Here is a 26428-nt window from a genome sequence, read left to right as displayed (position 1 = left end):
CGACGTTGCCGTCGTCGCGGGCGCCGCGTGCGGGCACGTCAGTTGCCGGTCAGAACTTCCACAGGATGTTGCCGAGGATCGCGTTGTCGCGCACGCCGCTGCCATACTGGCCGCTGTACGTGAGGCCGAGCGTCAGGCGCTTCGTGATGTTCGCGTCGATGCCGGCTTCGAGCACCGCGCTGTCGCGCGCGATCGGCACGCCCGACACCTGGAACGACGTGCCGCCGTTCGCGAACGTGAACGCCGACGACGGCCGCACGTTGCCGAACGCGTGGCGCCAGCCGACCGTCCCGCGCGCGGTGAACGTGCCGCTCCCGATCGCGCCGAGTTGCGACGCCGCGCGCAGGCCGAGCGTCGAGAAGCCGACGTGGGTCGTCTCGCCGCCGGCGCGCAATGCGGACGCGCCCCCGGTTTCCGTATAGCCGTCGGTATGCAGGTTCACATACGCGAGGCCCGCGAACGGTTCGATCGCGACGGGCCCGACCGGCAGCGCGTAGCCGACTTCGCCGAACACCTGCGCCGAATTCGCGTTGTAACCGGCCGAGTCGTGATCCGAGAAACCCGCGAAGCCGGGATAACGGTCGCTGTTGATCCGGTACCACGTGTACGACGCGCCGCCGCGCACGCCGAGCGCGCCGTACTGCGCGCCGCCATACAGCGACAGGTAGTAGCTGTTCACGGCCGCCGACGAGCTCTGGTCGTTGTCGAGCGAGCTGTGCGTGACGCCTGCCGCCAGGCCCGCACGCCACTTGTCGTTGAGTGCCATGTCGGCGCCGGCGATGAAGCCCGTCATGCTGCGGTTGATCGTCGACGCGTTGCCGTCGCCGGTGAGCCGGCTGCGGCCGCCGAATGCCTGCCCCCAGACGACCGGCTGATAAGGCGTGCCGCCGTAGCAGCCCTCGCGCGAACCGATCCGGCGTTCCGGCGGCAGCATCGGGTCGACCGCGCCGGCCGTGTTGTCGCCGCACAGCGCGGCGCCGCCCGACGACAGCGCGGCAAGCGGCCCCGCCCCGGGCGCGAGGCCCTGGCGGACACGATCGGTCACCGCGTCACGCACATAACGGCTGTCGAGCAGCAGCATGCTCTTCAGGCTCGCCTGCAGTTCGCCGTCGAGCAGCCCGTACGCGCGCCGCGCGGTGGGCGCGTCGGTCGTCAGCACCGCGTCGTACAGCGGGTTGCCGGCCCCGAGCCCGCCGAGCGCGGCCGCGACCGAACGCTGGTTCGGCGTCGTCGCGACGTCGGGCAGCGACGTGCCGTTCTCGACGAGCCGCAGGTACACGTGGCCCGGATCGTAACTGAGCGTCGGCATCAGGAACGCGTAGTTCGCGCTCACCTGGCTGAAGGTGCCCTGCACGCCCGACGCCGCCGTGAGGATCGTGTAGGTCGTGCTCGGCTGGTAGCCGCTCTGGTTCGCGATCACCTGCACGGTGCCGCCGTTCAGCGTCGCCGTGCCGCCCGCCGCGAGACTGCCGCTTTGTTGCGGCGCCGCCGCGACCTGGAACGTCGAACCCGGCTGGAACGTGACGTTGCCGCCCACGTTCAGCGCCGCGCCCGGCTGCGAGGCGGCCGCCGTCGCGCCGCCCTGCACCACGAGGCCGCCGACCGTGCCGGTGCCCGTCAGCGTCGCGCCGCTCTGCACGGTGACGTTCGACTGGCCGAGCGAACCGTTGACGGCAAGCGTGCCCGCGCTGACCGTGGTCGGGCCGCTCAGCGTGTTCGTGCCCGTCAGCGTCAGTTGCCCGCTGCCGGCCTGCGTCAGCGAACCGGTGCCGGACAGCACGCTCGCGATCGTCACGTTGCCGGATTGATTGACGACCAGCGCCCCGTTGTCGACGACGTTGCCGGCCACGCTGCCCGACGTGCCGCCGTTGCCGAGCTGCAGCGTGCCGCCGGCCGCGATCGTGGTGCCGCCCGTGTACGTGTTGCCGCCGGTCAGCACCTGCGTGCCGCTCGCCACCGTCACGCCGCCCGAGCCGCCGATCGTGCCGCCGAACGTGCTGTTGCCGCTGCCGTTCAACGTCAGCGCGTTGCTGCCGAGGTTCACGTTCGTGCCGGCCGCGCCCGACAGCGCGCCGACCGTCTGCGCGCCCGATGCGCCGCTCGCGTCGAACGTCGCACCCGCGCCGGCGAGATTCACCGCGCCCGTCGATGCGAGGCTGCCGCCCGCACCGAGTGCGAGTGTGCTGCCTGCGTTGATCGTCGTGCCACCGGTGTACGTGTTCGCGCCCGTCAGCGTTTGCGTGCCCGCACCGGCCACCGTCACGCCGCCTGCGCCGCCGATGGTCCCGCCGAACGTGCCGCTCGCGCCGCCGTTCAGTGTCAGCGCATTCGTGCCGAGCGTCACGTTCGTGCCGGCCGCGCCGGTCAGCCTGCCGATCGTCTGCGCGCCTGTCGCGCCGCTCGCGTCGAACGTCGCACCCGCGCCGGCGAGATTCACCGCACCGGTCGATGCGAGACTGCCGCCCGCGCCGAGCGCCAGCGTGCTGCCGCCGTTGATCGTCGTGCCGCCCGTGTAGGTGTTGGCGCCCGTCAGCGTCTGTGTGCCGGTGCCGGCGAAGGTCACGCCGCCCGTGCCGCCGATCGCACCGCCGAACGTGTTGTTGCCGCCGCCGTTCAGCGTCAGCGCATTCGCGCCGAGCGTCACGTTCGTGCCGGCCGCGCCGGTCAGCGCGCCAATCGTCTGCGCGCCCGACGCGCCGCTCAGGTTGAACGTTGCACCTGCGCCCGCGAGATTCACCGTGCTGCCCGATGCGAGACTGCCGCCCGCACCCAGCGCCAACGTGCTGCCGCCGTTGATCGTCGTGCCACCCGTGTAGGTGTTCGCGCCCGTCAACGTCTGTGTGCCGGTGCCCGCGAGCGTCAGGCCGCCCGTGCCGCCGATCGTGCCGCCGAACGTGCCGTTGCCGCTGCCGTTCAACGTCAGCGCGTTCGCGCCGAGGCTCACGTTCGTGCCGGCCGCGCCGGTCAACGTGCCGATCGTCTGCGCGCCCGACGCGCCGCTCAGGTTGAACGTCGCGCCGGTGCCTGCCAGATTCACCGAGCCGGTCGATGCGAGGCTGCCGCCCGTGCCGAGCGCCAGCGTGCTGCCGCCGTTGATCGTCGTGCCACCGGTGTACGTGTTCGCGCCCGTCAGCGTCTGCGTGCCCGTCCCGGCCAGCGTCACGCTGCCCGTGCCGCCGATCGCGCCGCCGAACGTGCTGTTGCCGCTGCCGTTCAGCGTCAGCGCGTTCGCGCCGAGGTTCACGTTCGTGCCAGTTGCACCGGCCAGCGAGCCGATCGTCTGCGCGCCCGATGCGCCGCTCAGGTTGAACGTCGCGCCCGTGCCGGCGAGGTTGACCGCGCCGGTCGATGCGAGACTGCCGCCCGCCCCCAGCGCGAGCGTGCTGCCGCCGTCGATCGTCGTGCCACCGGTGTACGTGTTCGCGCCCGTCAGCGTCTGCGTGCCCGTCCCGGCCAGCGTCACGCCGCCCGTGCCGCCGATCGTGCCGCCAAACGTGTTGTTGCCGCTGCCGTTCAGCGTCAGCGCATTCGCGCCGAGCGTCACGTTCGTGCCGGTCGTACCGGTCAGCGCCCCGAGCGTTTGTGCGCCCGTCGCGCCGCTCACGTCGAACGTGGCCCCCGTGCCCGCGAGATTCACCGCACTGCCCGATGCGAGACTGCCGCCCGCCCCCAGCGCCAGCGTGCTGCCGCCGTTGATCGTCGTGCCGCCCGTATACGTGTTCGCCCCCGTCAGCGTCTGCGTACCGGTACCGGCGAACGTCACGCCGCCCGTCCCGCCGATCGTGCCGCCAAACGTGTTGTTGCCGCTGCCGTTCAGCGTCAGCGCATTCGCGCCGAGACTCACGATGGTGCCGGCCACACCGGTGAGCGGACCAACCATCTGCGCGCCCGATGCGCCGCTCAGATTGAACGTCGCACCCGTGCCCGCGAGGTTCACGGCACCCGTTGCCGCGAGACTGCCGCCTGCGCCGAGTGCGAGTGTGCTGCCGCCGTTGATGGTCGTGCCGCCCGTGTACGTGTTCGCGCCCGTCAGCGTCTGTGTGCCGGTGCCCGCGAGCGTCACGCCGCCCGTGCCGCCGATCGCACCGCCGAACGTGCTGTTGCCGCTGCCGTTCAGCGTCAGCGCATTCCCGCCGAGATTCACGTTCGTGCCGGTCGTGCCGGTCAGCGCCCCGAGCGTTTGTGCGCCCGTCGCGCCGCTCACGTCGAACGCGGCCCCCGTGCCCGCGAGATTCACCGTGCTGCCCGCCGCGAGGCTGCCGCCCGCGCCGAGTGCGAGCGTGCTGCCGCCGTCGATCGTCGTGCCGCCCGTGTACGTGTTCGCCCCCGTCAGCGTTTGCGTGCCGGAGCCGGCGAAGGTCACGCTGCCGGTGCCGCCGATCGCACCGCCGAACGTGTTGTTGCCGCTGCCGTTCAGCGTCAGCGCATTTCCGCCGAGGCTCACGTTCGTGCCGGCCGCGCCGGTCAGCGCGCCGATCGTCTGCGCGCCCGTCGCACCGCTCACATCGAACGTCGCACCCGGGGCTGCAAGATTCACGCCCCCCGTCGCCGCGAGGCTGCCGCCCGCGCCGAGTGCGAGCGTGCTGCCGCCGCCGATCGTCGTGCCGCCCGTGTAGGTATTCGCACCCGTCAGCGTTTGCGTGCCCGCGCCGGCCAGCGTCAGGCCGCCGGTGCCGCCGATCGCGCCGCCGAACGTGTGGTTGCCCGCCCCGCTCAGCGTCAACCCGTTGCCGCCCAGGTTCACGTTCGTGCCGGCCGCACCGGTCAATGCGCCGATCGTCTGCGCGCCCGTCGCGCCGCCCAGGTTGAACGTCGCGCCCGCGCTGGCCAGATTCACCGTGCCGGTCGACGCCAGGCTGCCGCCCGCCCCGAGTGCGAGTGTGCTGCCGCCGTTGATGGTCGTGCCGCCCGTGTAGGTGTTTGCGCCCGTCAACGTCTGCGTGCCGGTGCCGGACAGCGTCACGCCGCCCGTGCCGCCGATCACGCCGCCGAACGTGCCGCTGGCGGTGCCGCCCAGCATCAGCGCGTTACCGCCGAGGTTGAGGTGGGTCCCCGCGACGCCCGACAGTGCGCCGAGCGTTTGCGCGCCCGTCGCGGCGCTCAGATCGAGCGTCGCGCCGGCACCCGCGAGATTCATCGCGCCGGCCGACGCGAGGCTGCCGCCCGCGCCGATCACCAGCGTACCGGCGTTGATCGTCGTGCCGCCCGTATAGGTGTTCGCGCCGGTCAGGGTCGTCGTCGCCGCACCGTCCTTCACGAGCGCACCCGTGCCGGAAATCGTGCCGCTCAGCCCGAGCGCATTGCTGCCGCCAAGCGTCAGCGTCGCACTCGTGCCGAGATCGATCGTGTTGGCCACCGACAGGTTCGCATTCGTGTCGAGCGTCGCCGCGCCGCCGACGCTCAGCGCGCCCGTGCCGAGCGCCGTGTTGTTGCCGAGCACCAGGCCGCCGCTGTCGAGGTTCGTGCCGCCCGAATAGGTGCTCGCGCCGTTCAGCGTCTGCGTACCGGTGCCGGCGAGCGTCAGGCTGCCGGTGCCGCCGATCGCGCCGCTGAACGTGCCGCTCGCGGTGCCGCCCAGCGTCAGCGCGTTGCCGCCGAGATTGAGGTTCGTTCCCGTGACACCCGACAGCGCGCCGAGCGTCTGCCCGCCCGTCGCGGCGCTCAAGTCCAGCGTCGCGCCGGCATTCGCGAGGTTCATCGCGCCGGTCGATGCGAGACTGCCGCCCGCACCGACCGCCAGCGTGCCGGCATTGATCGTCGTGCCGCCCGTGTACGTGTTCGCGCCGGTCAGCGTCGTGGTCGCCGCGCCGTTCTTCACGAGGCCGCCCGCACCGGAAATCGCGCCGCCCAGCGTGAGGGTGTTGCTGCCGCCCAGCGTGAGTGCCGCGCCCGCGCCGAGGTTGACTGCGTTGCCGACCGACAGGCTCGCGTTCGTGTCGAGCGTCGCCGCACCGCCGACATTCAGCGTGCCGGAGCCGAGCGCCCCGTTGTTGCCGAGGACGAGGCTGCCGCTGTTCAGGTTCGTGCCGCCGGAGTATGCATTCGCGCCGTTCAGCGTCTGCGTGCCGGTGCCCGACAGCGTCAGACTGCCGGTGCCGCCGATCACGCCGCCGAACGTGCCGCTGGCGGTGCCGCCCAGCGTCAGCGCACTGCTGCCGAGACTCACGCTCGTGCCGACGCCGCCCGACAGTGCGCCGATCGACTGTGCACCGCCCGCGCTGATGTCGAGCGTGGCGCCCGGATTGACCAGGTTCACCGCGCCCGTCGACGACAGGCTGCCGCCCGCGCCGATCGCCAGCGTGCCGGCGTTGATCGTCGTGCCGCCCGTATAGGTATTCGCGCCGGTCAGGGTCGTCGTCGCCGCACCGTCCTTCACGAGCGCCCCCGTGCCGGAAATCGCGCCGCTCAGCCCGAGCGCATTGCTGCCGCCGAGCGTCAGCGTCGCCCCCGTGCCGAGATCGATCGCGTTGGCCACCGACAGGTTCGCATTCGTGTCGAGCGTCGCCGCGCCGCCGACGCTCAGCGCGCCCGTGCCGAGCGCCGTGTTGTTGCCGAGCACCAGGCCGCCGGCGTTCAGCGTCGTGCCGCCCGTGTAGGTGTTCGCGCCGGAAAGCGTCGTGGTCGCCGCACCGTTCTTCGCGAGACCGCCGCCGCCCGAAATCGTGCCGCCCAGACCGAGCGACGTGCTGCCGCCGAGCGTCAGCGTGGTGCCCGTCGCGATGTTGACGCCGTTCGCCAGCGATACGCTGGCGGTCGCATCGAGCGACGACGAGCCGTTCACGTTCACCGCACCGCTGCCGAGCGCCGTATTGCTGCCGACGACAACGTTGCCGCCGTTCAGGTTGGTGCCGCCCGTGTACACGTTCGTGCCCGTCAGCGATTGCGTGCCCGTACCCGACAGCGTCACGCTGCCCGCACCGCCGATCGTGCCGGCATAGGTTGCATTGATGCTGCCGTTGAGCGTCAGCGAATTGCCGCCGAGGTTCACGCTCGTCCCGGCCGCCCCCGCCAGCGCGCCGATCGTCCGCGCGCCCGAGGCGCCGCTCACGTCGAGCGCCGCGCCCGCCCCGGTCAGGTTGACCGTCCCGGTCGACGCCAGGCTGCCGGCGCCGCTCAGCGCAAGCGTGCCGCCGTTGATGGTCGTGTCGCCCGTGTACGTGTTCACGCCGGTCAGCGTCGTGGTCGCCGCGCCGTTCTTCACGAGGCTGCCGTTTCCGTTGATCGCGCCGGCCAGCCCGAGATCGTTGCTGCCGCCGACCGTCAGCGCCGCACCGTTGGCGAGATTCACCGTATTGCCGAGCGTCACGTTCGCGCTCGTGTCGAGCGACGCCGATGCGTTGACGTTCAGCGCGCCCGTGCCGAGCGCCGCGTTGTTGCCGAGCACCAGGCCGCCGGCGTTCAGGTTCGTGCCGCCCGCATAGGTGTTCGCGCCCGACAGCGTCAGCGTGCCGCCATCGTTCTTCGTCAGCGCGCCGGCACCCGACACCGTGCCCGACAGCGCGAGCCCGGTCGCGCCCTGCACCGTCAGCCCGCCCGCACCGAGCGTCACGTTGTTGGAGACGTCGAGCCCCGCCGCACCTGCCTGCAGCGCGCCGCCGGTGGCCGTGACGTTACCGGTGCCGAGCGATCCATTGTTGTTGATGATCGCGACGCCGCCCGCCAGCGTCGCGTCCTGCGCGGTCGACGCGCCGTTGATCGTCCAGTCGCCGTTCTGGACGTTCAGGTGATTGAAGTTGATGTAGTTGTTGGCCGCGATCGTGCCGTTCGCGCTGGTGCCCTGCTGCAGGTTGAGCGTGTTGTTGCCGCCCGCGCCGCCATCGACGACACCCGTCGCCGCGACGCCGATCGTGACCGGGCCGACGGTGATGTTGAACGCGCCGCCGGTGCCGCCCGCCGTGTTGACCGACGAGCCCGTCACGGCATTGAACGTATTGTTGCTGTTCGCGCCCATCGACACGCCGCCGTTGATCGTGCCCGAGTTGGTGAACGTGTTGCCCTGCCCGGGAGTACCGTTCGTGCCGAGCGACACGCGGCCGTTGATCGTGCCGCTGTTCGACATGTTGACCGTGCCGCCGCCGTACGCGGCGACCACGGGCGCATCCGCGCCGGAGAGGGTCGCGCCGACCAGCGGATTGGACCCGATCGTGCCGGTGTTCGTGATGGTCGACGTCCCGCCCGTGCCGTTCTGGACCGACAGCGCCATGCCCGTCACGCCGCTGATCGCCACGCCGGTCGTGCCGTTCATCGTGCCGTTGTTGGTGACGGTCGTGTTGCTCGCGGACGCATTGCCGACCACCGCGCCGCTCGACAGCACGCCAAGCCCCGAACCGAGCGCGGACGGGTCGATCGTGCCGTTGTTGGTCAGCGTGTTGTTGTTGCCCGTCAGCGACAACGCGGTACCGCCGACGCCGAGCAGCACGCCCACGCTCGCGCCCGGGTTGACCGTCGCGTGCAGGTTGTTCGCGCTGTTCGCATAACTGGGCGCCAGCGGATTCGCGACGCCGGAGCAGGTCACCGTCGTGCCCGCCGTGCTGCAAACCGCATGGGCAGGCACGATACCCGCGCCGGACAATGCCAGGAAAACGCCCGTGGGCAACAGCAGTCTCGGAAACGGCTCACCGGCTTTTTTCGAACGCGCAAGGTTCATGCTTTCCCTCGTTTTTAGCTTTGGTTTTTGATATGGGTATTGCGGTATTTCGGCCGCACCGGACGGCGCGCAGCAGAAAATCACGGACAAAAGCGTCCGCCCCGGCGGTCGCGATGTGACGCCAGTTTATTCATGGCTGATTTTCAATCAGCCCGGATTCGGGATTGCAGACGCAAGACTAGTCGAATGACATGATGGCGGCCCCTGTTTTTCTGCAGCGACTTTCTGGTTTATTTGATTACTACCCTGCTTTTGTCAGACAAGGCTATATCAAACTCAAACCGTTTTCCAGTCGATGTTTACTCATCAGATCAAGGGATAGCGAGCCTGTATTTTTTACCCACCGCAAGATGTCCGGCGACGACGTTACGCATGTTTTTCGTCTTTCCGATTTGATTTTTCGCAAAAATAACGGAATCACCGCATCAGTGAAAACGCTGATGCGCAACTTCGATTCAAGGTATATGAATTCCGCAGCGCAGTATTTTAATTATCGAAATTGTAGAACTGAAAATCAGCGCTTACTTAACAATCAAATAAACCCCTGATTTTCAGGCAACCGGCCAAATTGCTTCGATTTTCGCCCCTGCGTTCAAACTGCAATGCGAATCGTTATCGCTTGCCACGCGGCGAATACATCCCGTGCCGGGGGGAGAGAAAAGGACAGGAAAACCGGAAGAAAAAACGGAACCGCGTGCACCCGAAGCGTTCGCCCCGCGGCGCGCGCGTTACGAAAACAGGCTCATCAGATAAAGCATCGGCCGGAACGACCGCGGCTGCGCGTCGGGATTCGCCCACAGCCGCACCGCATACATCGCGTAAGCCGGCACCTCGCGCCAGCTCGAATAGACATCGCGCCACTGGAAGCGATGCGGATACGCGGCGGAGATGTTCGCGCGCGCGATGCCGACGCGCTCGAACGCGAGCCTCGCCCGCGCGAGGTGATAGTACTGGCTGACGATCAGCACGCGCGACACGTGGTGCGCCTGCATGTAAGCGAGCGTGTGTTGCGCGGTCGCGAGCGTGTTGTCGCCCTGGTCGTCGACGGCGATCCGGTCGGCCGGCACGCCGCGCGCGACGAGATAGTCGCGCATGGCCGTCGCCTCGTTCAGCCCGGGACCGTCGATCGCGCCGCTGACCAGGAACGCCGGGCACTGCCCCGCGCGGTAACAGCGCACGCCGACATCGAGCCGGGCCGCGAGCACGGGCTTCGGCGCGCCCGTCTCGTCGAGTGCGTTGCCGAAGATCACGGCGACATCGGCCGGTTCGCCCGGCATGCGCATCCCGTACGCGACGATCGCAATGGCCGCCGCGCCCCAGAGGCACGCAAACACGGCCAGCAGGCGGCCCGCTCGGGCCGCAAGGCTCCGTCTGGTTCGATATTTCAAGGTGGTCGGTCTCTCGGGTCGTCAGGTGTATCGGCCGTTTCGGACGGCCCGGCCCTGGATGGGCGCAACGCGCCGGCACGACACGCTCGCGCATGGCCGCACGGCGAACCGATGCCGGACGATCAGCGGCCGGTCGACACGATGACCGGCGATACGCGCCGGCAACAGGGAGATCGAAAGAATGTGACGGTCCGCACCGCGCAACGATGACCGGGCGCCCCTGGCCCGGCTCAATCGACCGGACACATCGACAGCCGCCCCATCGCCTCGCCGGCGCCGCGCACCGCGCAGGTGGCCGGTTCGTCGGCAATCCGCGCGACCAGCCCCGTCTCGTCGTACAGCAGGCGTTCGAGGTCGGCGAGCAACGCGCCGCCGCCCGTCAGCACCACGCCGCGATGGGCAATGTCGGTCACGAGTTCGGCCGGCGCGTTTTCCAGCACCGACTTCACCGCGCCGATCACCTGCTTGAGCGGCGCGGCCAGCGCGTCCGCGACGTCATGGTTGGACAGTTCGACCGAGCGCGGCAAGCCGTCGCCGATGCCGCGCCCGACCGCGCGCGTCGACGTGCGCGGCACCGCGCTGGTGGCCGAGCCGATCGTCTTCTTCACGTGCTCGGCCGTCTGCTCGCCGAGCAGCACGCCATACAGGTTACGGACATGATTGACGATCGCCGCGTCGAACTGGCTGCCGCCCACGCGGATCGCCTCGCGGTAGACGATGCCGCCGAGCGCGATCACCGCGACTTCGGTCGTCCCGCCGCCGATGTCGATGACCATCGAGCCGACCGGCTCGGTGACCGGCAGGCCGGCGCCGAGCCCGGCCGCGAGCGACTCCTCGATCAGTTCGACGTCCGATACGCCGGCCGCGAACGCGGCTTCGCGGATCGCGCGGCGCTCGACGGCCGTCGCGTCGGACGGCACGCACAGCGTGACCTCGACACGGCGGCCGAAGCGCGACCGGGTGCGCGACATGTCGATGAAGCTGCGGATCATCTGTTCGGCCGCGTGCGCGTCGGCGATCACGCCATGGCGCATCGGCCGCACGGCTTCGAGATGCCCCGGTTCGCGGCCGAGCAGCGCCTTCGCGAGTTCGCCGACGGCCTCAAGCGTCGGCCGCGCGTCGGTCGCGCCGCCCTTGCGGAAGCAGACGACCGACGGCTGGTTCAGCACCACGCCGCGCTCGTGCGTATAAATCCGCGTACTCGCCGTTCCAGGGTCGATCGCAACGGGTTGCGCAAACAACTTTCCGAACAGCGGTGTCGACATATCAAACCTTTGTGAGCGAACGGGCCGGGACAGCCGCGCCGCATTGTCGCGGCGCGTGCGTGCCGCCCCATCACGAGCTTAGCGGCAAATCGTTCCGATACTTTAGGCAATTCCGATGATTTTTTCGCGGCGAATTTGCCGAAAATGACACTTCGCGGGCATCGGACTCCGAAACGGCCGCTCGCGTTGCGCCTGTAAAACACGGTAATCTCTCGGTCTTGCCTGCTCCCGGCAGGCCTCAGACGCCCGATCACGCCAGGTATTTCCACCATGACAGCGACCGTTTCCTCCCGCTGGGCGCGGGTGCGCCCGCTCTGCACGACGCTCGTCGCCTTCTGGTGCTGCACGGTCGCCGCGCAGCCGCTGCCGGCCACCGAACCCGCCGCCGCCCCGACCGTTACCGCTGCCGCGGGCGCACCGGCGGCGCTGCCCGCCGCGCCCGCCACGCCCGCGAACGCCTGCACGGCCGACGGCGGCCCGGACGGCCGCCCGTCGGTCGGCCTCGTGCTGTCCGGCGGCGGCGCGCGCGGCTACGCGCACCTCGGCGTGCTCAAGGTGCTGGAAGACAACCGGATCCCGATCGACTGCATCGCGGGCACCAGCATGGGCGCCGTGGTCGGCGGCCTGTATGCGAGCGGGATGGCGGCCGGCGAGATGCAGAAGCGGCTGTCGGAGGTCAACCTCGCGGACATCGCGTTCGACGTGACGGACCGCGCGGACCTGCCGCAAACCAGCCGGGAAGACGAACGGCTGTACATCAACGGGCTGACGCTCGGCTTCGGCAAGAAAGGCGTGAAGGCGCCGGTCGGCCTCGTGCAGGGCAACCGGCTGCAGGCGCTGCTCGCGAACTGGACGGCCGCCGTGCCGACCAACCAGCCGTTCGACCGCCTGCCGATCCCGTACCGCGCGGTCGCCACCGACCTGCAGACGGGCCAGATGGTCGTGCTCGACCACGGCTCGCTGCCGCTCGCGATCCGCGCGAGCATGGCGATGCCGGGTCTGTTCGCACCGGCCGAGATCAACGGGCGCGCGCTCGTGGACGGCGGGCTCGTCAGCAACCTGCCCGTCGACACCGCGCGGCAGATGGGTGCGAACGTCGTGATCGCCGTCGACATCGGCTCGCAACTGCGCCCGCTCGACGCGCTTGCGTCGCCCGCCGACGTGATGCAGCAGATGGTGGGCATCCTGATCCGCCAGAACGTGACCGCGCAGCGCAAGCAGCTCGACACGCACGACGTGCTGCTCACGCCCGATCTCGGCGGGCTCGCGTTTACCGATTTCCAGAACGCGAAGCAGGCGATCGCCGCCGGCGCCGCCGCCGCGACCGCCGCGCTGCCGAAACTGCGGCGTTTCGCGCTCACGCCGGAGCAGTACGCCGCCTACCGGTCCGCGCACGCACAGCCGCTGCCGCCGCCGATCCGGATCACGCGCATCGACATCCAGACCAGCGGCGGCGTGCCGAAGCGGGTCGTCAGCAACGCGCTGCACGTGAAGCCCGGCGACACCTACGATCCGCAGACCGTCAGCCAGGACCTGCTCGGCCTCACGACGGGCGGCAATTTCGAGAGCGTCACGCAGCAGATCGTGAGCCACGGCGACGACAACGTGCTCGAGATCAACGCGCGCGAGAAGTACTGGGGGCCGAATTTCCTGCTGTTCGGGCTCGGCATGTCGAGCAGTTCGACCGACGAGGGCGGCTTCCGCCTGCACGTCGGCTACCGGCGGCCGTGGCTCACCGAATCGGGGCTGGAATTCCGCGCCGATACGACGATCGGCAGCGACCTGCAGTCGGCGCGCGTCGAATTCCGCCAGCCGCTGTCGATGGCGTACGGCGTCTACCTGTCGCCGTACGCGGAGTATCAGCGCCGCTACGCGAACCTGTACGACGACACCGGCGACGTGAAGATCACGCAGTACCTGATGCAGACGGCGCGCGCCGGGATCGATTTCGGCCTGCCGATCGCGCGGCTCGGCGATTTCCGGATCGGCATCGGTTACGTGACCGGGCACGGCTCGCCGACCTACAACCTGCCGTTCGACGACGGCAGCGGCCAGAACCTGCTGTGGCCGAGCTTCACGTCCCAGGCGCTGACCGCGCGCGCGCGGTTCGTCATCGATCAGCTCGACGATCCGATGTTCCCCCGCAAGGGCTACTTCGGCGAACTGCGCGTCGAACGCTCGCTGGTGTCGCGCAACGGCCGCTCGGCATCGGCATTCGACGACGGGATCAACAACGCGCCGTACACCGAGATCTACGGCAAGGCGATGATCGCGCAGCAGTTCGGGCGGCACAGCGTCAGCGCGACGATCGAGGGCGGCAAGAGCATCGGCGGCACCAACCTGATCAACGCGTTCAACTTCACGCTCGGCGGCTTCCAGCACCTGTCCGCGTATGCGGCCGACCAGCTGAACGGCAACGAGCTCGCGTACGGTCAGATCACCTACATGAACCAGTTGATGACGTTCAACGCGTCGCCGATCAAGGCGCTGTCGGTCGGCGCCAGCGCGGAAGTCGGCAACGTCTGGTCGAGCGGCCAGCAGATCGGCGGTGGTGCGCTCAAGCAGAGCTATACGTTCTTCACGAGCCTGTCGACCGCGTTCGGGCCCGTCTATATCGGCGTGGCGCTCGCCCCCGGCGGCCGCCGCAACTTCTACCTGCAGCTCGGCCGCACATACTGAGCGCGCGGCGGCGTATCGCTAGACCGGCCAGCTGATCTCGAAGCGCGCGCCGCCGAGCTCGACCGGATCGACGACCGCGATCCGGCCGTTGTGTGCGTGGAGCACCTGCCGCGTGATCGACAGGCCGAGCCCGTAGCCGCCCGTGCGGCGATCGAGGCGCACGAACGCGTCGAAGATCCGTTCGCGCTCGCTCTCCGGCACGCCGGGGCCGTCGTCCTCGACGAAGATCCCGATGTTGCCGTGCACGAGCGAGAGGCCGACGACGATATGCGATTTCGCGTACTTGCTCGCGTTGCGCAGCAGGTTGCGCATCGCGTACGACATCAGCCGCCGGTCCATCTTCACGCGCAGATCCGACGCGATCGCGATGCGCGCCTCGATCGCGCGCTCCGGATACAGCAGTTGCGCGTCGTGGATCTGGTGTTCGAACCACGCGACCGGCGCGGTCATCTCGAGGTTCGACTGCAGCGAACTGTATTCGAGCCGCGCGAACGTCAGGCTCATGTCGATCAATTCCTCGAGCTCGGTCACGTCCTGCGCGATGCTCTCGAGCGCGCCCTGGTATTCCGCCGCCGAAGCCGGTTCGCGCAGCATTTCGAGCGCGAAACGCACGCGCGCGAGCGGCGTGCGCAGCTCGTGCGAAATGCCGTTCGTCAGATCGCGCTGCGCGGCGATCAGGCGCTCCATGCGCATCGCGAGCGCATTCAGCGTGCGGGCGAGCGGGCCGATGATCACGCTGTGCGATTCGCGCGCGCGCGTGTTGAACCGCCCGCCCGTGAAGTCGATCGCGCGTTCGCGCACCATCACGAGATCCGACCACACCGGCCGCATCCACCGGTACGCCGCCAGGGCGGGCGCCGCGAACACGAACGCGAGCACGATATAGATGTCGCCGGGCAGCGCGTCGAACGCATGCCACACGACCTGCGGCGACAATTCGACGCACAGCGCGAGCGCCGGCACGAGCGCGGTCAGCAGGACGAGGCCGAGCAGATGCAGATAGGTGCGCACGTAGAGGCGCGACCAGCTCGGAATGCGGTCGGCGCGCGTGTCGGTCCACGCGCGGCGGAAATGCAGCCAGCGCCATTTGACGTAGCGCAGCGTCGGCAGCGGCGGTGCATCGGGGTGCGAACGGGTTCGTCGGATCATCGCGGCTCCCGGCCTGCGGGCGCAATGCCCGCGCGGAACGTGACGGCGTCGCGCGCTGGCGGCGTCATTCCCACGCGTGCTTGCTGAATTGATAACCCTTGCTGCGGATCGTCTTGATCCGCTGCGGGTTGCTCGCGTCGTCGCGCAGCTTGCGGCGCAGCTTCGAGATGCGCCCGTCGATCGTGCGGTCGAGGCCGTCGAATTCGACGCCGCGCAGCTGCAGCATCAGGTCGTCGCGGCTGACGACTTCGCCCGCATGGCACACCAGCGCCCACAGCAGGTCGAACTCGGCCGACGTCAGGTCGGGCGTGCTGCCGTCGGGCAGCACGACGGTGCGGTCGGTACGGTCGATCGAGAACTTGCCGAACGCGTAACGCTCCGGCTGCGGCGCGGTGCCTTCGACCGCGCGCACGGGTGCGCGGCGCAACTGGGCCTTGATCCGCGCAAGCAGGATGCGCGGCTCGACGGGCTTGTGCACGTAGTCGTCCGCGCCGAATTCGAGGCCGAGCAGTTCGTCGAACGGCTCGTCGCGCGCCGTCACCATGATGATCACGCCGTCGTATTGCTTGCGCGCCTCGCGGCAGATTTCGAAGCCGTCCTTGCCCGGCAGGTTCACGTCGAGGATGACGAGATCGGGACGAATGGACAGGATCGCCGGCACCGCGGCGTCGCCATGCAGCACAGTGTCGACCTCGTAGTCGTTCTTGCGCAGGTAGCCGGCGATCAGCGTGGACAGGCGGGTGTCGTCTTCGACGAGCAGGATACGAAAAGACATGGGCAGCGGTCGGATCATCAGGGAAGCCGCGGCGGCGCCGGCCGGTGCCGGACGCCGGCCATCGGCCGAAACGTACCGCATGATACTGCGACCGCCGCTCGCCCGTTTGGCGGTCTTGAAAATAAGGGCGCGATGTCGGTTGCGCTTGACGAATCGGCGCCGGGACGGTTCCATACGGGCTCGCCGGAATCCGGGACATGCCTCTACCCGCCTGACTTGATGAATTACCAGCCGATCCTCGAACGCATCCATACCGAACTCGCCCCCTGGATTGGCCAGGGACGGGTTGCCGACTACATTCCCGAACTCGCGAAAGTGCCTGCCGACAAGTTCGGGATGGCTGTCGTGACACTCGACGGAAACGTTTACACGGTCGGCGACGCGCACGAGCGTTTCTCGATCCAGAGCATTTCGAAGCTGTTCGCGTGCACGCTCGCGTTCCAGTTGCTCGGCGACGAACTGTGGGAACGGGTCGGCCGCGAGCCGTCCGGCAACGCGTTCAATTCGCTGGTGCAGCTCGAAAGCGAGCGCGGCAAGCCGCGCAATCCGTTCATCAACGCGGGGGCGCTGGTCGTCACCGACGTGCTGTGCCGCCGCTTCGTCAAGGCCGAAACGGCGCTGGTCGAATTCGTGCGGCGGACGATCGGCGCGAACGACATCAACTACGATTCGCGCGTCGCGCTGTCGGAGTTGCAGCACGCGGAGCGCAACCGCGCGATGGCGCATTTCATGGCGAGCTTCGGCAACATGCAGATGCCGCCCGATACGGTGATCGACGCGTATTGCCGCCAGTGCGCGATCACGATGAACTGCGTCGAGCTTGCCAGCGCCGCGCTGTTCCTTGCGAACGGCGGCGTCGCGCCGGTGACGGGCGAGCGGATCGTCGATCCGAGTTCCGCGAAACGGCTGTCGGCGTTGATGCTGACCTGCGGCACTTACGACGCGGCCGGCGATTTCGTGTATCGGGTCGGGTTGCCGGCGAAGAGTGGTGTCGGCGGGGGGGATCGTCGCGGTGCTGCCGGGTGAAATGGCCGTGTGCGTGTGGGCGCCGGGGCTGGATGCGAACGGGAACTCGCTGGCAGGGACGCTGGCGCTGGAGTGGCTGACGACTTATACGGGAAGGTCGATTTTTTGAGGGGGCGGAGTCAGGCGTGCGTCACCCGGCGCAACGGCGGCAGATGAGTATCGGCCGCGATCGCCCCGCTTCAGCCGGTCGCGAAGTCGGGCATTCGCTGCTTGCGAACAGCGCGCGCCGGCCATCCACGCCGATGTATCGGAGAAGCCGATTCGAAGCGCATGGTGTGGGCCGGCGCAGAGCGCCGGGCACGCTCCGGATCACCCCTTGCCCAGAGGGGGCCGGCCTGGAAAGCCGGCCATGTTGCTCAACTGGGCGAGTTCATTGGCGGCCTCGCGCAGCAATTCCGAATACACGTGAATCTTTTCCGCCGTCAGCCGCTTGCGCGGACCGGCCAGGCTGATGACGCCGACGCAACGCGAGCCGCTGACCACGGGTGTCGCGACCGCCGCCATTCCCGGCGCAAAGACCTCATCGATCATCGCGTAGCCGCGCACGCGCGCGGCGTGCAGGAAACCGAGCAGCGCCTTGAGCGTGGTCGGCGCGTTGGGGCCGAACTCGTTCGGCTCACCAAAGCCCTGCTTCAGGACGAGCGCAGCCGCCTGTTCGTCGGACATCGTCATGAGCCATGCGTGTCCGGTCGATGTACATGAGAGCCGTGCCGCCTGCCCCATGTCGGGATCGTAACGAAAACCGGTACGCTGGCCATCCGCTTTTCCCACCCAGATGATCGTCTCACCGTCCACCAGCGACAGGCGCGCCAGTTCGCCGGTGCGCGCGGCGACGCGTTCGATGATCGGCTGGGCAATATCCGCGATGCCGGTCAGGCTCAGGAACTCCAGGCCGTTCGACGTCATGCGCATGGTCAGGATGTAGCGGCTGTGATCGGCCAATTGCCGCACGTAACCACTGTCGACCAGTTCCGCGAGAACGCGATGGCACGAACTGCGCGGCATTCCCAGCGCATCCGCGATCTCGACAAGCCCCGCGCCCTCGCCTTGCGACGCGAGGAAATCGAGCACTCTCAGGCCGTTCTTGAGCGACATCGTTCGTCGACATTCCGCGATATGAAATGTAGTTCCGGTGCGGAACGCACCGCTTCCGCAGCGCAAACAATAGCACCTGTTGGTCGCGAGAAACGCGGTTACACCATACCGATAATCCAGGAGACACCATGTCAGATATCGCTGACCCGAACATCGCCGCAGGCGAAGGGTCCCCACAGGCTCACTTGATGGCCCGTCGCGCGGTGGCGGGCGCCACCGTCGGCACGGCGCTGGAATGGTTCGACTTCGCGTTGTACGGTGTGGTCGCGGCCACGATCTTTCCGAAGCTGTTCTTCCCGTCGCTCGATCCGACCGCGTCGCTGCTCGCATCGCTGGCGAGCTTCTGGGCGGGACTCGCCGCCCGTCCGCTCGGCGCGGTGATCTGCGGCATGCTCGGCGACCGCTGGGGGCGGCGCAACCTGATGCTGGTCACGGTTTCGGTGATGGGCGCGTCGTCGTTCCTGATGGGCCTGCTGCCCACGTATCAGCAAGTCGGCATTCTTGCGCCAACCTTGCTGGTTTCGCTGCGCATCATTCAGGGGTTCGCGCTCGGCGGCGAATCGACGGGCGCGCAACTGATGGCGGTCGAACACGCATCCGCGAAAAAGCGCGGGCTGTACTCGGGCCTGCTCGGCATCTGCTCGCCGCTCAGCCAGATCCTCGCCAACTTCGCCCTCTTCGCGCTGTCCGGCCTGCTTTCGGCCCAGGACTTCGAATCGTACGGATGGAGAATTCCGTTCCTCGCGAGCTTCGTGCTCGTGCTGCTGGGCATCTATATCCGCATGAAGGTCAGCGAGACGCCGGCATTCGAGGCGCTCAGGAAAAAGGGCGAAGGCGCACGCGCCGCCAATCCGCTCGGCATCGTCTTCAGGTTTCACTGGCGCACCGCGCTGCGTCTGACGCTGTTCTTCTGCGGTCCGGCGGCGCTCTTCTACCTGATCGTGGTCTTCTCGCTCAGCTATCTCACGAAGAACCTCGGCGTGCCCAAGCAGACTGGCTTCATGCTGCTGATGGTGGCGAACGTCTGCGCCATCGCGGGCGCGCTGGCGGGCGGCTACCTGAGCGACAGGATCGGACGTAAAGGCGCGCTGCTGATCGGCTCGTTCTGCACGCTGGTCTGCTGCCTGATCTACTTCCCGATCCTCAATCAGCACTCGGTCGCGACGACGATGGCCGTGATGGGCGCCTTCCTCGGCTTCACGCAGTTCCAGAGCGGCATCCAGCCGGTGTGGTTCGCCGAATCCTTCCCGACGGAAGCGCGCTATACCGGCTCCGCGCTGTCCTACTCGGGCGCCAACCTGCTCACCGGCGGGCCGATGCCGATCGTCGCCGTGGCGCTGCTCAACGCCTTTCATGGTTCGCCGTGGGCCATCGTCGCGGTCTGCGGCTCGCTGAACCTGCTTTCCTTCCTCATGATCGCGACGTCGCGGGAAACCAAAGACACGGCCCTCGAACGTAGCGCTACCCACTGACGCCATGACTCGCAAACTCTACATCCTCAACGGCTCCAACCTGAACATGCTCGGCGCGCGCGAGCCGCACCTCTACGGCCATACGACGCTCAAGGACATCGAACGGAACTGCCTCGCGCTGGCCGCGGATCTCAAGTTCGATTGCGTGTTCCGCCAGACCAACAGCGAGAGTCAGTTGATCGACTGGATTCAGGAAACCTTCCTGCAGGACGCCGCGCTCATCATCAACCCGGCCGGTTTCTCGTTCGGGCGCATTCCGGTGCTCGATGCCGTCAAGCTGGTTCGCCGGCCGGTGGTGGAAGTGCATATCACGAACATTCACCGGCGCTCCGAGGAATACCGTCATTCGACAATCTCGGTGGCCGCTACCGCCGTCATCTGCGGGGCTGGCGCGAACGGCTACTTGCTGTCGATCCGTGCGGTGGACGATCTTTGGAGCAATCAAAGTTGACCCTGATGCCCGCTCGGAGCGCTTTCGGCAAGATGTGCGCGCTGAACATCTGGCGAGTTTCAGGTTGGAACAGCCGTTCGGGAGAGGGCTTCATGGCTCGGACGAGCGGCCGAACCGGGTCTGACGGCTTGCCCAGTCGTCCAATCCGTTGCAATAGCGAAGAGCCCCGGCGAATCCGCAGGCTGCTGGTTCTTTTGAAGCGATCGATCAATACACCGAATTAGGCGTTTACGCTCGCAGAGCACAAACGCCTTTCCCGGCCGATTCCCTTAAACGGCATCAGAATCACCGGAATTCCGAGTCCCGGAATTGGCCGACGAAGCAACAGTCAGCAAGCTGCCAGCGATTTCGCGTAATCCTGCCCCTCGTGGATCAAATCCCGCGCGACGTCGGACAAAACGCCATGGCGCTCGATCGTAGAGAAGCCGGCGTCGAGCCGGGCACGATACAGCGCGAGCATCTCCTCGATCGTGGCCCGATCGGCGTCCAACAGTTCCGCACGCTCAAAAATGTGCGTGAACGCGACCGACAAGCGCCGTATAACGAACGTCGCGTGATAGATCGCAAGCATGTCGCGGTCGTCCCGGCGTAGCGGAGACGCATACTTTACTTCGGGGCTGTCGGCCGTGGCCGACCCTGAACAGCCCGGCGCAGACGAAACTACAGGGACGGCTTCCCGGGAGCACACAGTCACGCCGGTAACGCGTGACCATCCGCCGCTCTTTCAGAGCTTCGCCATTCGATCCCAAGGGGGGTCATCACCAAACGCTTCCGTGAGGTAATCGACAAAGCGGCGCACTTTAAGCGGTATGCGTCGCGCGCTCGGATAAACGGCCTGGATCGCCAACTCAGTGGCACGGTAGGCCGGCAGCAACGGCACAAGTTCGCCCCGACGCAGGTGCTCGCCGAATACGAAGGTTGGACCGTACGCGATGCCGGCGCCGGCGAGTGCGGCGGCGAGAAGCATTTGCGTGTTGTTGGCGGCGATCCGGCAAGGTCCGTCGATGACATACGCGCGGTTTCTCGCATCGAACAAGGTCCAGTCACCGGCCGACACGGCCTCGCTGAAGGCGAGGCGTGGTGCCCGCAGCAAGTCGCCAGGCTTGCGTGGCATCCCATGCCGCTCGAGGTACGCGGGTGACGCGCACACGACCATTCGACACGGCGCAAGCCGGCGTGTGACGAGTTCCGGCTCCCGCAGCCGCCCGATCCGGATCGCCACGTCAACGCCCGCATCGATGAGGTCGACATAACGGTCTCCGAGAAGCACGTCCACGTTCACTTGCGGATGGTCCTCTACATAACGGGCAAGAACGTCGCCCAAATGCATCGCGCCGAACGTGACGGGCGCCGCGACGCGCAAAACGCCGCGCGCCGTACCTTGCGAATCGCTCGCTTCCCGGTTCGCATCGTCGAACGCTTCGAGGATCTGCTTGCATCGCTCATAGTAGGCCTGGCCAGTATCGGTCAAACTCAGGCGGCGCGTGGTTCGTTGGAGCAACCGCGCATTCAGTTCGGACTCGATTGCGCTCACGTGCTTGCCGGCCATCGCCGCCGATAGCCCGAACCGCCGCGCCGCAGCAGCAAAGCTGCCTTCCTCCACTGCGGCGACGAACACCCCGAGACTCGTCAGTCGATCCATTGCGCCTCCTCAATTCGATAACACCATTATCGACTGCCGCTACTGATGCAGCAATTATCAAATACAAGACAGGGATCTAACCTCGACACAACTCATAAAGAAGGGGCATCCCAATGGAAGTCGACACGAACGGCACGCGGATTCACATCAAACAGTGCGGCAGCGGGGATTTGGCGCTCGTGTTCCTGCATTACTACGGCGGCTCGTCGCGAACCTGGGACCGGGTGGCAAACCAGTTGTCCGACCGGTATCGCATCATTGCCACCGATCATCGAGGCTGGGGCGAATCCGAAGCACCCGCAGACGGCTACCGTATCGCCGATCTTGCTGCCGATGCCGAGGGCGTCATCGAATCGCTGGGATTGCCGCGCTATGTTCTCGTCGGTCACTCGATGGGCGGCAAGGTTGCGCAACTCATCGCATCACGGCGGCCGCGAGGGCTCGAAGGCCTCGTGCTCGTTGCACCGTCGCCGCCGTCGCCGATGCTTGTCTCCGACGAGCAACGCGCAACCTTGGCTGCCGCCTATCTGTCGCGCGAATCGGTCGAATTCGTCATCGACCAGGTGCTGACCGCGAAGCCGCTGGACGCCGACTGCCGCGAGCAAGTCATAGAGGACAGTCTGAAGGCCGCGCCGCAAGCGAAGGCGGCATGGCCGAACGTGGCCATGGCCGAAGACATCACCGCCGCAGTGGCGTTGATCGACGCCCCGACACTGGTCATTGCCGGAGAGCTGGACCAGGTGGATCGCGTCGCCACGCTGCAGGCCGAACTGCTGCCCCGAATTCCACAGGCCGCGATGTACATCCTGCCTGGAACCGGACACCTGTCGCCGCTTGAAGCGCCGGCCGAGGTGGCGCGGGTCATTGCACATTTCGTCGCGGCGCTCGAAGACAAGGCCACCGCGTGCGGCGCACCCGACCAGGTCGCAGCTGCTTTTGACGCTGCGGTGAACGCGGACGATTTCGATGGCCGGACTCGACTCTGAACGTGACGCTACCGGATGGCCCGCGGCACGTGGAATTCGTCAGCGACGCGGCGCCGTCAACTGCTCCGAAGGAAAAACATCTTGACTACCCCGTCAATCGTTACGGTCCCGATCCTGCCGTTTGGCATGGTCCATTGCCACCTGATCATCGGTGAAACGGGCTGCGTCCTCGTCGACACCGGCACGCCGGGGTCGCAAGGGAAGATCGAGCGTGCCTTGAAAAAACATGGTCGCGGTTTTCGCGATGTCACCTTGATTGTCGTCACGCATGCTCATACGGATCACGCCGGATCAGCTGCCCGACTGCGTGAACTCACGGGTGCACCGATCCTTGCCCATGCGGGAGATCTGGACTACTACGAGCGGCGCGAGGAAATGACATACTGCGTCGCCCATTGGTGGGGCCCCCTCTTCTTGAGCTCCGGCGTGCCTCGTGAGCCCTACCTGCCCTTCACGCCCGACATCCTGCTGCAGGACAGCGCAAGTTTCGATCTGAGCGGCCATGGAATTGACGGTCTGGCCAGGCATACCCCTGGCCACACGGCGGGCTCTGTCTCGGTTGAACTGAGCAGTGGCGACGCATTGGTCGGCGATTTGCTCGCATCGGGCGTCTTGCTCGGGGGAATCATCCGCAAGACCCACGCCATGCGCCCTCCCTTCGAGGACGACCCGAAAGCTGTCAGCGCGGAACTGATCGGCATGGTCGACGCGGGAATGCAACGCTTCTACATGGGGCACGGCGGTCCGCTGACCGCCAAGGAAGTGCGCCGACATGCTCACTCACTGCAAGTCCTTGGACCCGGACGCAGATACGGCATGAAGGCGATCGGGTGCGGCTGTTCCCGGCGCAAGCTCACGCAAATCGCCGACTAGGACTCTCGACTTCTCGAGCACCCCTTCGCAAACATCGGAAGTTGCCCGGACCACGAAACCTTCAAGCGATTCACCATGCCCCTCACTCATCCGCAATACAAGGTCGCCGTTGTTCAGGCAGCCCCGATCTGGCTCAACCTCGAAGCCGGCATCGACAAGACCATTGCCCTTATCCGAGAGGCGGCAGCGAACGGCGCAAAGCTCGTCGCCTTCCCGGAGACCTGGCTGCCTGGCTATCCGTGGCATATCTGGATGGGGGCGCATGCTTGGCAGGTAAGCCGTGGCTTCGTTCAACGATACTTCGACAATTCGCTAAGCTACGACAGCCCGGAGGCCCTACGACTCAGCGCCGCAGTCAGGCAGGCCGGCATCACGGCGGTCATCGGCGTTTCCGAGCGAAGCGGCGGCAGCCTCTACATGGGGCAATGGCTCATTGGCGCCGACGGTGAGACCATCGCCGTTCGCCGCAAGCTGCGCCCCACTCATGTGGAGCGTGCCGTGTTCGGCGAAGGCGATGGATCGGATCTGACCGTGTATCAGATTGAAGGCCTTGGACGTGTGGGCGCGTTGTGCTGCTGGGAGCATTTGCAGCCGCTGTCGAAGTACGCGATGTACGCGCAAAACGAGCAAGTGCACGTTGCGGCATGGCCGAGCTTTTCCAACTATGAGCCGTTTGCTCACGCACTCGGGTGGGAAGTCAACAATGCTGCGAGCAAAATCTATGCGGTCGAGGGATCGTGCTTCGTACTGGCACCCTGCGCTGTCGTAACACAAGCGATGATCGACGACCTGTGCGACACACCGGAGAAGCACGGACTCAACCACGTGGGCGGCGGTCATGCGATCATTTACGGGCCCGACGGAAACGCGCTTGTCTCCAAGCTGCCGGAAGACAGCGAGGGCATTCTGTACGCGGATATCGATCTTGCGGCCATCGTCATTTCGAAGAGCGCCGCCGATCCCGCCGGGCATTATTCCCGCCCGGACGTTACTCGCCTGATGATCAATCGAACCCGTATGAGACGGGTTGAAGCGATCACGCTACCGGTCGACAGCTCCGAGACTGGAACGGTGGCGGGCCAGGAAAACTGAGGCGTCGAACACGATATCATCGCGCGAGTGTCGATGCCCCCTGCTCGCATGGGCGGAAATTCGCCTGGTGATCCATGGAACAGGAACCTGAGGCTCGCGGCGCTACGTCTCTTCTTGGCCGAACCCGGTCATCGCAGGCACCACGGCTGTCCGCCCGCACGATGGGCGCCGGGACGGCATGCCGGGTTATCTTGCCGGAGTCCCGGCACGTTGGCGTTGTACGGGTTGGCGACTCGCACGATACGATCGATTTTCTGACACCCCCAGCGGTTACTGGAGAACATCACGCATGCATCCGGACAACGCACCAGCAATCGTCACGACAGCCTGCACGAACGCCGACGCCTCCGCATCGATTCCCGCGATCGTGCCGTCTCGCACCGCACTGCTTGTCATGCATTACCAGACCGACATCCTCGGCCTCTTTCCGTCGGTCGCGCCCGAGCTGCTCGCCAACACGCGCCGGTTGTGCGACGCGGCGCGGGCTGCCGGCGTCGGCGTCTGGTTCGCGAATCTCCGCTTCCGCCCCGGCTATCCGGAAGTCAGCCCGCGCAACAAGAACGGCCAGGGCATCAAGCAGCTTGGCCTGTTCATCAACGACGACGTCTGCCCGGAATTGGGCCGGCAGGCCGACGAACCGCTGATCGTCGCGCACCGCGCCAGCGTGTTCTTCGGCACGAATCTGCAGGCTCGGCTGGCCGCGCGAGGAATCGACTCGCTGATCCTGGTCGGCATCGCGTCGACCGGCGTGATGCTGTCGTCGATCGCCCATGCGAGCGACGCGGATTTCCGCCTCTATACCGTCAAGGACTGCTGCTACGACCCGGACCCGGTGGTTCACGAGCATCTGTTCGCCACCGCGTTCGAATCGCGCACGACGGTGCTGTCGCTCGCCGACGCGTTGCACCTGCTCGCGTAACAAACCGGCGCCTCACCGGGAACCGCCCGCCGCAGGCCGGCTCACCGGGCCGTTCCGATCCCCGCCAGAATGAGGTCGATGCCGACCGGAAATTGCGCGTGCGCTGCGCCGTGACCGGCGGCGACATGCGCGATCCCGCCCGCGTCGCGCCGTGCCCCGTTACCTGGCGATAAACACGCCCGACGTCGGGCACGTGCCCTGCGTGTTGCCGTCGGTCACGAGCGACGCCGCGCTCGGGAACTGCGCGGCCGCATTCGTCTTGACCGCGATCCAGGCTTCCGTGAAGTAGCTCACGCCGTTCGTCTTCGTGCACTTCAGCGACACCGCGCTGCGCGTGTTGCTGCCGAACGCGCCCTCGAACGCCGACAGCAGCTGGTTACGCGTCACCGTCTTGCCCGCGTTCGCCTGCAGGAAGGCGTTGAACGACGTGTTGCCGAGCCGGCTGATCATGCCCGACGCCTGGTTCCAGTACGCGTCGGGCGTCGCCGAGTTCGAGCAGGTGCCGTGCTTGAACCATTCGTGCTTGTCGAGACACGACGCGACGCCCGGCATGTACGTCGACAGCGTGTTGCGGGTCGCGCTGCTGATCGGATAGGCGTCCATGCTGCACCACTGGTGCGCGTTGTCGAGGTCGATGTCGTTCTGCGGCACGCCGCAGTAGAACGGCTGGTTGCCGTCATAGCGGTTCGGCCAGAGCCCATGCAGCGACAGGCTCGTCGCCGCATACGAGCCGGCGAGGTTCGTGCATTCCGGCGTATCGTGCGACGCGCAGAAGCCGGGCTCCCACGAGGCGGCGAGCAACAGGTAGTCGTAGCTGGTCTGCGCGGCGGCGTGCAGTGAAACGGAAGCGACGGCGAGGGCGGCAGCGGCGCGGGCGAGCGTCTTGAGCATGGCGTGTTTCCTCGGAAAAGGCATGCGGTCGCGGGATGCGCCGCAAGGTTGTCGAATGTCTGCCCACGATTGTTGCTG

Annotated in this window: 16 protein-coding genes and 1 pseudogene; 8 read left to right on the top strand and 9 right to left on the bottom strand. The window is 67.2% G+C overall.

Annotated elements, in window-relative coordinates:
• Positions 1–49: 49 nt before the first annotated feature.
• From HWX00_RS16060 to mreB, 3 genes are all read right to left on the bottom strand, one after another.
• Entirely contained in the window at positions 50–8647 is an 8598-nt protein-coding gene (locus tag HWX00_RS16060) for an autotransporter-associated beta strand repeat-containing protein (protein WP_175028645.1), read from the bottom strand.
• 728 nt (positions 8648–9375) lie between these two features.
• On the bottom strand, positions 9376–10035 hold the full coding sequence (locus HWX00_RS16055) for a YdcF family protein (protein ID WP_034189332.1): 660 nt from the start codon (positions 10033–10035) through the stop codon (positions 9376–9378).
• 230 nt (positions 10036–10265) lie between these two features.
• Entirely contained in the window at positions 10266–11300 is a 1035-nt protein-coding gene (mreB, locus tag HWX00_RS16050) for a rod shape-determining protein (protein ID WP_034189331.1), read from the bottom strand.
• Between the two features lie 270 nt (positions 11301–11570).
• Between mreB and HWX00_RS16045 the strand changes: the two genes are divergently transcribed.
• Positions 11571–13979 carry a patatin-like phospholipase family protein gene (locus HWX00_RS16045; protein WP_175868121.1) on the top strand — a complete coding sequence of 803 codons (2409 nt, stop codon included), beginning with the start codon at positions 11571–11573 and terminating at the stop codon, positions 13977–13979.
• An 18-nt stretch (positions 13980–13997) separates the two neighbouring features.
• On the opposite strand, the gene HWX00_RS16040 is transcribed toward HWX00_RS16045, so the two are convergent.
• A complete protein-coding gene (locus HWX00_RS16040; protein ID WP_034189329.1) occupies positions 13998–15128 on the bottom strand; it encodes an ATP-binding protein in 1131 nt (376 codons plus the stop codon).
• Positions 15129–15192: 64 nt separating this feature from the next.
• Positions 15193–15903: a response regulator gene (locus tag HWX00_RS16035; protein ID WP_175028941.1), complete on the bottom strand. Its 711-nt coding sequence runs from the start codon at positions 15901–15903 to the stop codon at positions 15193–15195.
• A gap of 219 nt (positions 15904–16122) precedes the next feature.
• Between HWX00_RS16035 and HWX00_RS16030 the strand changes: the two are divergent.
• Positions 16123–17038 (top strand): annotated as a pseudogene (locus HWX00_RS16030) (glutaminase).
• 200 nt (positions 17039–17238) lie between these two features.
• On the opposite strand, the gene HWX00_RS16025 reads toward HWX00_RS16030, so the two are convergent.
• A complete protein-coding gene (locus tag HWX00_RS16025) occupies positions 17239–18024 on the bottom strand; it encodes an IclR family transcriptional regulator (protein WP_124669672.1) in 786 nt (261 codons plus the stop codon).
• Between the two features lie 188 nt (positions 18025–18212).
• Between HWX00_RS16025 and HWX00_RS16020 the strand changes: the two genes are divergently transcribed.
• Positions 18213–19496: an MFS transporter gene (locus tag HWX00_RS16020; RefSeq protein ID WP_034189326.1), complete on the top strand. Its 1284-nt coding sequence runs from the start codon at positions 18213–18215 to the stop codon at positions 19494–19496.
• Positions 19497–19500: 4 nt separating this feature from the next.
• Positions 19501–19947 (top strand): type II 3-dehydroquinate dehydratase, encoded by a 447-nt coding sequence (locus tag HWX00_RS16015; protein ID WP_034189325.1) that lies wholly within the window; start codon positions 19501–19503, stop codon positions 19945–19947.
• Positions 19948–20275: 328 nt separating this feature from the next.
• Here the strand turns inward: HWX00_RS16015 and HWX00_RS16010 are convergent, their stop codons facing one another.
• Together HWX00_RS16010 and HWX00_RS16005 are read right to left on the bottom strand one after the other, a co-directional pair.
• Positions 20276–20518: a hypothetical protein gene (locus tag HWX00_RS16010; RefSeq protein ID WP_034189324.1), complete on the bottom strand. Its 243-nt coding sequence runs from the start codon at positions 20516–20518 to the stop codon at positions 20276–20278.
• 153 nt (positions 20519–20671) lie between these two features.
• Positions 20672–21589, bottom strand: a complete 918-nt coding sequence (locus HWX00_RS16005; protein WP_034189323.1) for a LysR family transcriptional regulator — start codon at positions 21587–21589, stop codon at positions 20672–20674.
• A 113-nt stretch (positions 21590–21702) separates the two neighbouring features.
• Here HWX00_RS16005 and HWX00_RS16000 point away from each other — a divergent pair, with 113 nt between their 5' ends.
• From HWX00_RS16000 to HWX00_RS15985, 4 genes are all read left to right on the top strand, one after another.
• Complete coding sequence (locus tag HWX00_RS16000; RefSeq protein ID WP_175028940.1) at positions 21703–22575, top strand: alpha/beta fold hydrolase; 873 nt, start codon at positions 21703–21705, stop codon at positions 22573–22575.
• Between the two features lie 81 nt (positions 22576–22656).
• The gene (locus HWX00_RS15995) at positions 22657–23448 is read left to right on the top strand and encodes an MBL fold metallo-hydrolase (RefSeq protein WP_156444739.1); all 792 of its coding nucleotides are present in this window, start codon (positions 22657–22659) and stop codon (positions 23446–23448) included.
• A 75-nt stretch (positions 23449–23523) separates the two neighbouring features.
• The gene (locus HWX00_RS15990; RefSeq protein ID WP_034189322.1) at positions 23524–24540 is read left to right on the top strand and encodes a carbon-nitrogen hydrolase family protein; all 1017 of its coding nucleotides are present in this window, start codon (positions 23524–23526) and stop codon (positions 24538–24540) included.
• Positions 24541–24829: 289 nt separating this feature from the next.
• Positions 24830–25459 (top strand): cysteine hydrolase family protein, encoded by a 630-nt coding sequence (locus tag HWX00_RS15985; RefSeq protein ID WP_175028939.1) that lies wholly within the window; start codon positions 24830–24832, stop codon positions 25457–25459.
• 159 nt (positions 25460–25618) lie between these two features.
• Here HWX00_RS15985 and HWX00_RS15980 read toward each other — a convergent pair whose 3' ends face one another.
• Entirely contained in the window at positions 25619–26350 is a 732-nt protein-coding gene (locus tag HWX00_RS15980) for a ribonuclease T2 (RefSeq protein ID WP_034189320.1), read from the bottom strand.
• Positions 26351–26428: the final 78 nt, after the last annotated feature.

The organism is Burkholderia seminalis DSM 23518, from assembly GCF_902832885.1.
Lineage (GTDB): Bacteria > Pseudomonadota > Gammaproteobacteria > Burkholderiales > Burkholderiaceae > Burkholderia > Burkholderia seminalis.
This window is presented reverse-complemented; position numbering and strand designations above follow the sequence as displayed.

Coding starts and splice junctions, on each gene's coding strand:
- HWX00_RS15985 (WP_175028939.1), top strand. CDS start 24,830: ATGCATCCGGACAACGCACCAGCAATCGTCACGACAGCCTGCACGAAC.
- HWX00_RS16015 (WP_034189325.1), top strand. CDS start 19,501: ATGACTCGCAAACTCTACATCCTCAACGGCTCCAACCTGAACATGCTC.
- HWX00_RS15990 (WP_034189322.1), top strand. CDS start 23,524: ATGCCCCTCACTCATCCGCAATACAAGGTCGCCGTTGTTCAGGCAGCC.
- HWX00_RS15980 (WP_034189320.1), bottom strand. CDS start 26,350: ATGCTCAAGACGCTCGCCCGCGCCGCTGCCGCCCTCGCCGTCGCTTCC.
- HWX00_RS16020 (WP_034189326.1), top strand. CDS start 18,213: ATGGCCCGTCGCGCGGTGGCGGGCGCCACCGTCGGCACGGCGCTGGAA.
- mreB (WP_034189331.1), bottom strand. CDS start 11,300: ATGTCGACACCGCTGTTCGGAAAGTTGTTTGCGCAACCCGTTGCGATC.
- HWX00_RS16035 (WP_175028941.1), bottom strand. CDS start 15,903: ATGTCTTTTCGTATCCTGCTCGTCGAAGACGACACCCGCCTGTCCACG.
- HWX00_RS16000 (WP_175028940.1), top strand. CDS start 21,703: ATGGAAGTCGACACGAACGGCACGCGGATTCACATCAAACAGTGCGGC.
- HWX00_RS16010 (WP_034189324.1), bottom strand. CDS start 20,518: ATGCTTGCGATCTATCACGCGACGTTCGTTATACGGCGCTTGTCGGTC.
- HWX00_RS16045 (WP_175868121.1), top strand. CDS start 11,571: ATGACAGCGACCGTTTCCTCCCGCTGGGCGCGGGTGCGCCCGCTCTGC.
- HWX00_RS16060 (WP_175028645.1), bottom strand. CDS start 8,647: ATGAACCTTGCGCGTTCGAAAAAAGCCGGTGAGCCGTTTCCGAGACTG.
- HWX00_RS16040 (WP_034189329.1), bottom strand. CDS start 15,128: ATGATCCGACGAACCCGTTCGCACCCCGATGCACCGCCGCTGCCGACG.
- HWX00_RS16025 (WP_124669672.1), bottom strand. CDS start 18,024: ATGTCGCTCAAGAACGGCCTGAGAGTGCTCGATTTCCTCGCGTCGCAA.
- HWX00_RS16005 (WP_034189323.1), bottom strand. CDS start 21,589: ATGGATCGACTGACGAGTCTCGGGGTGTTCGTCGCCGCAGTGGAGGAA.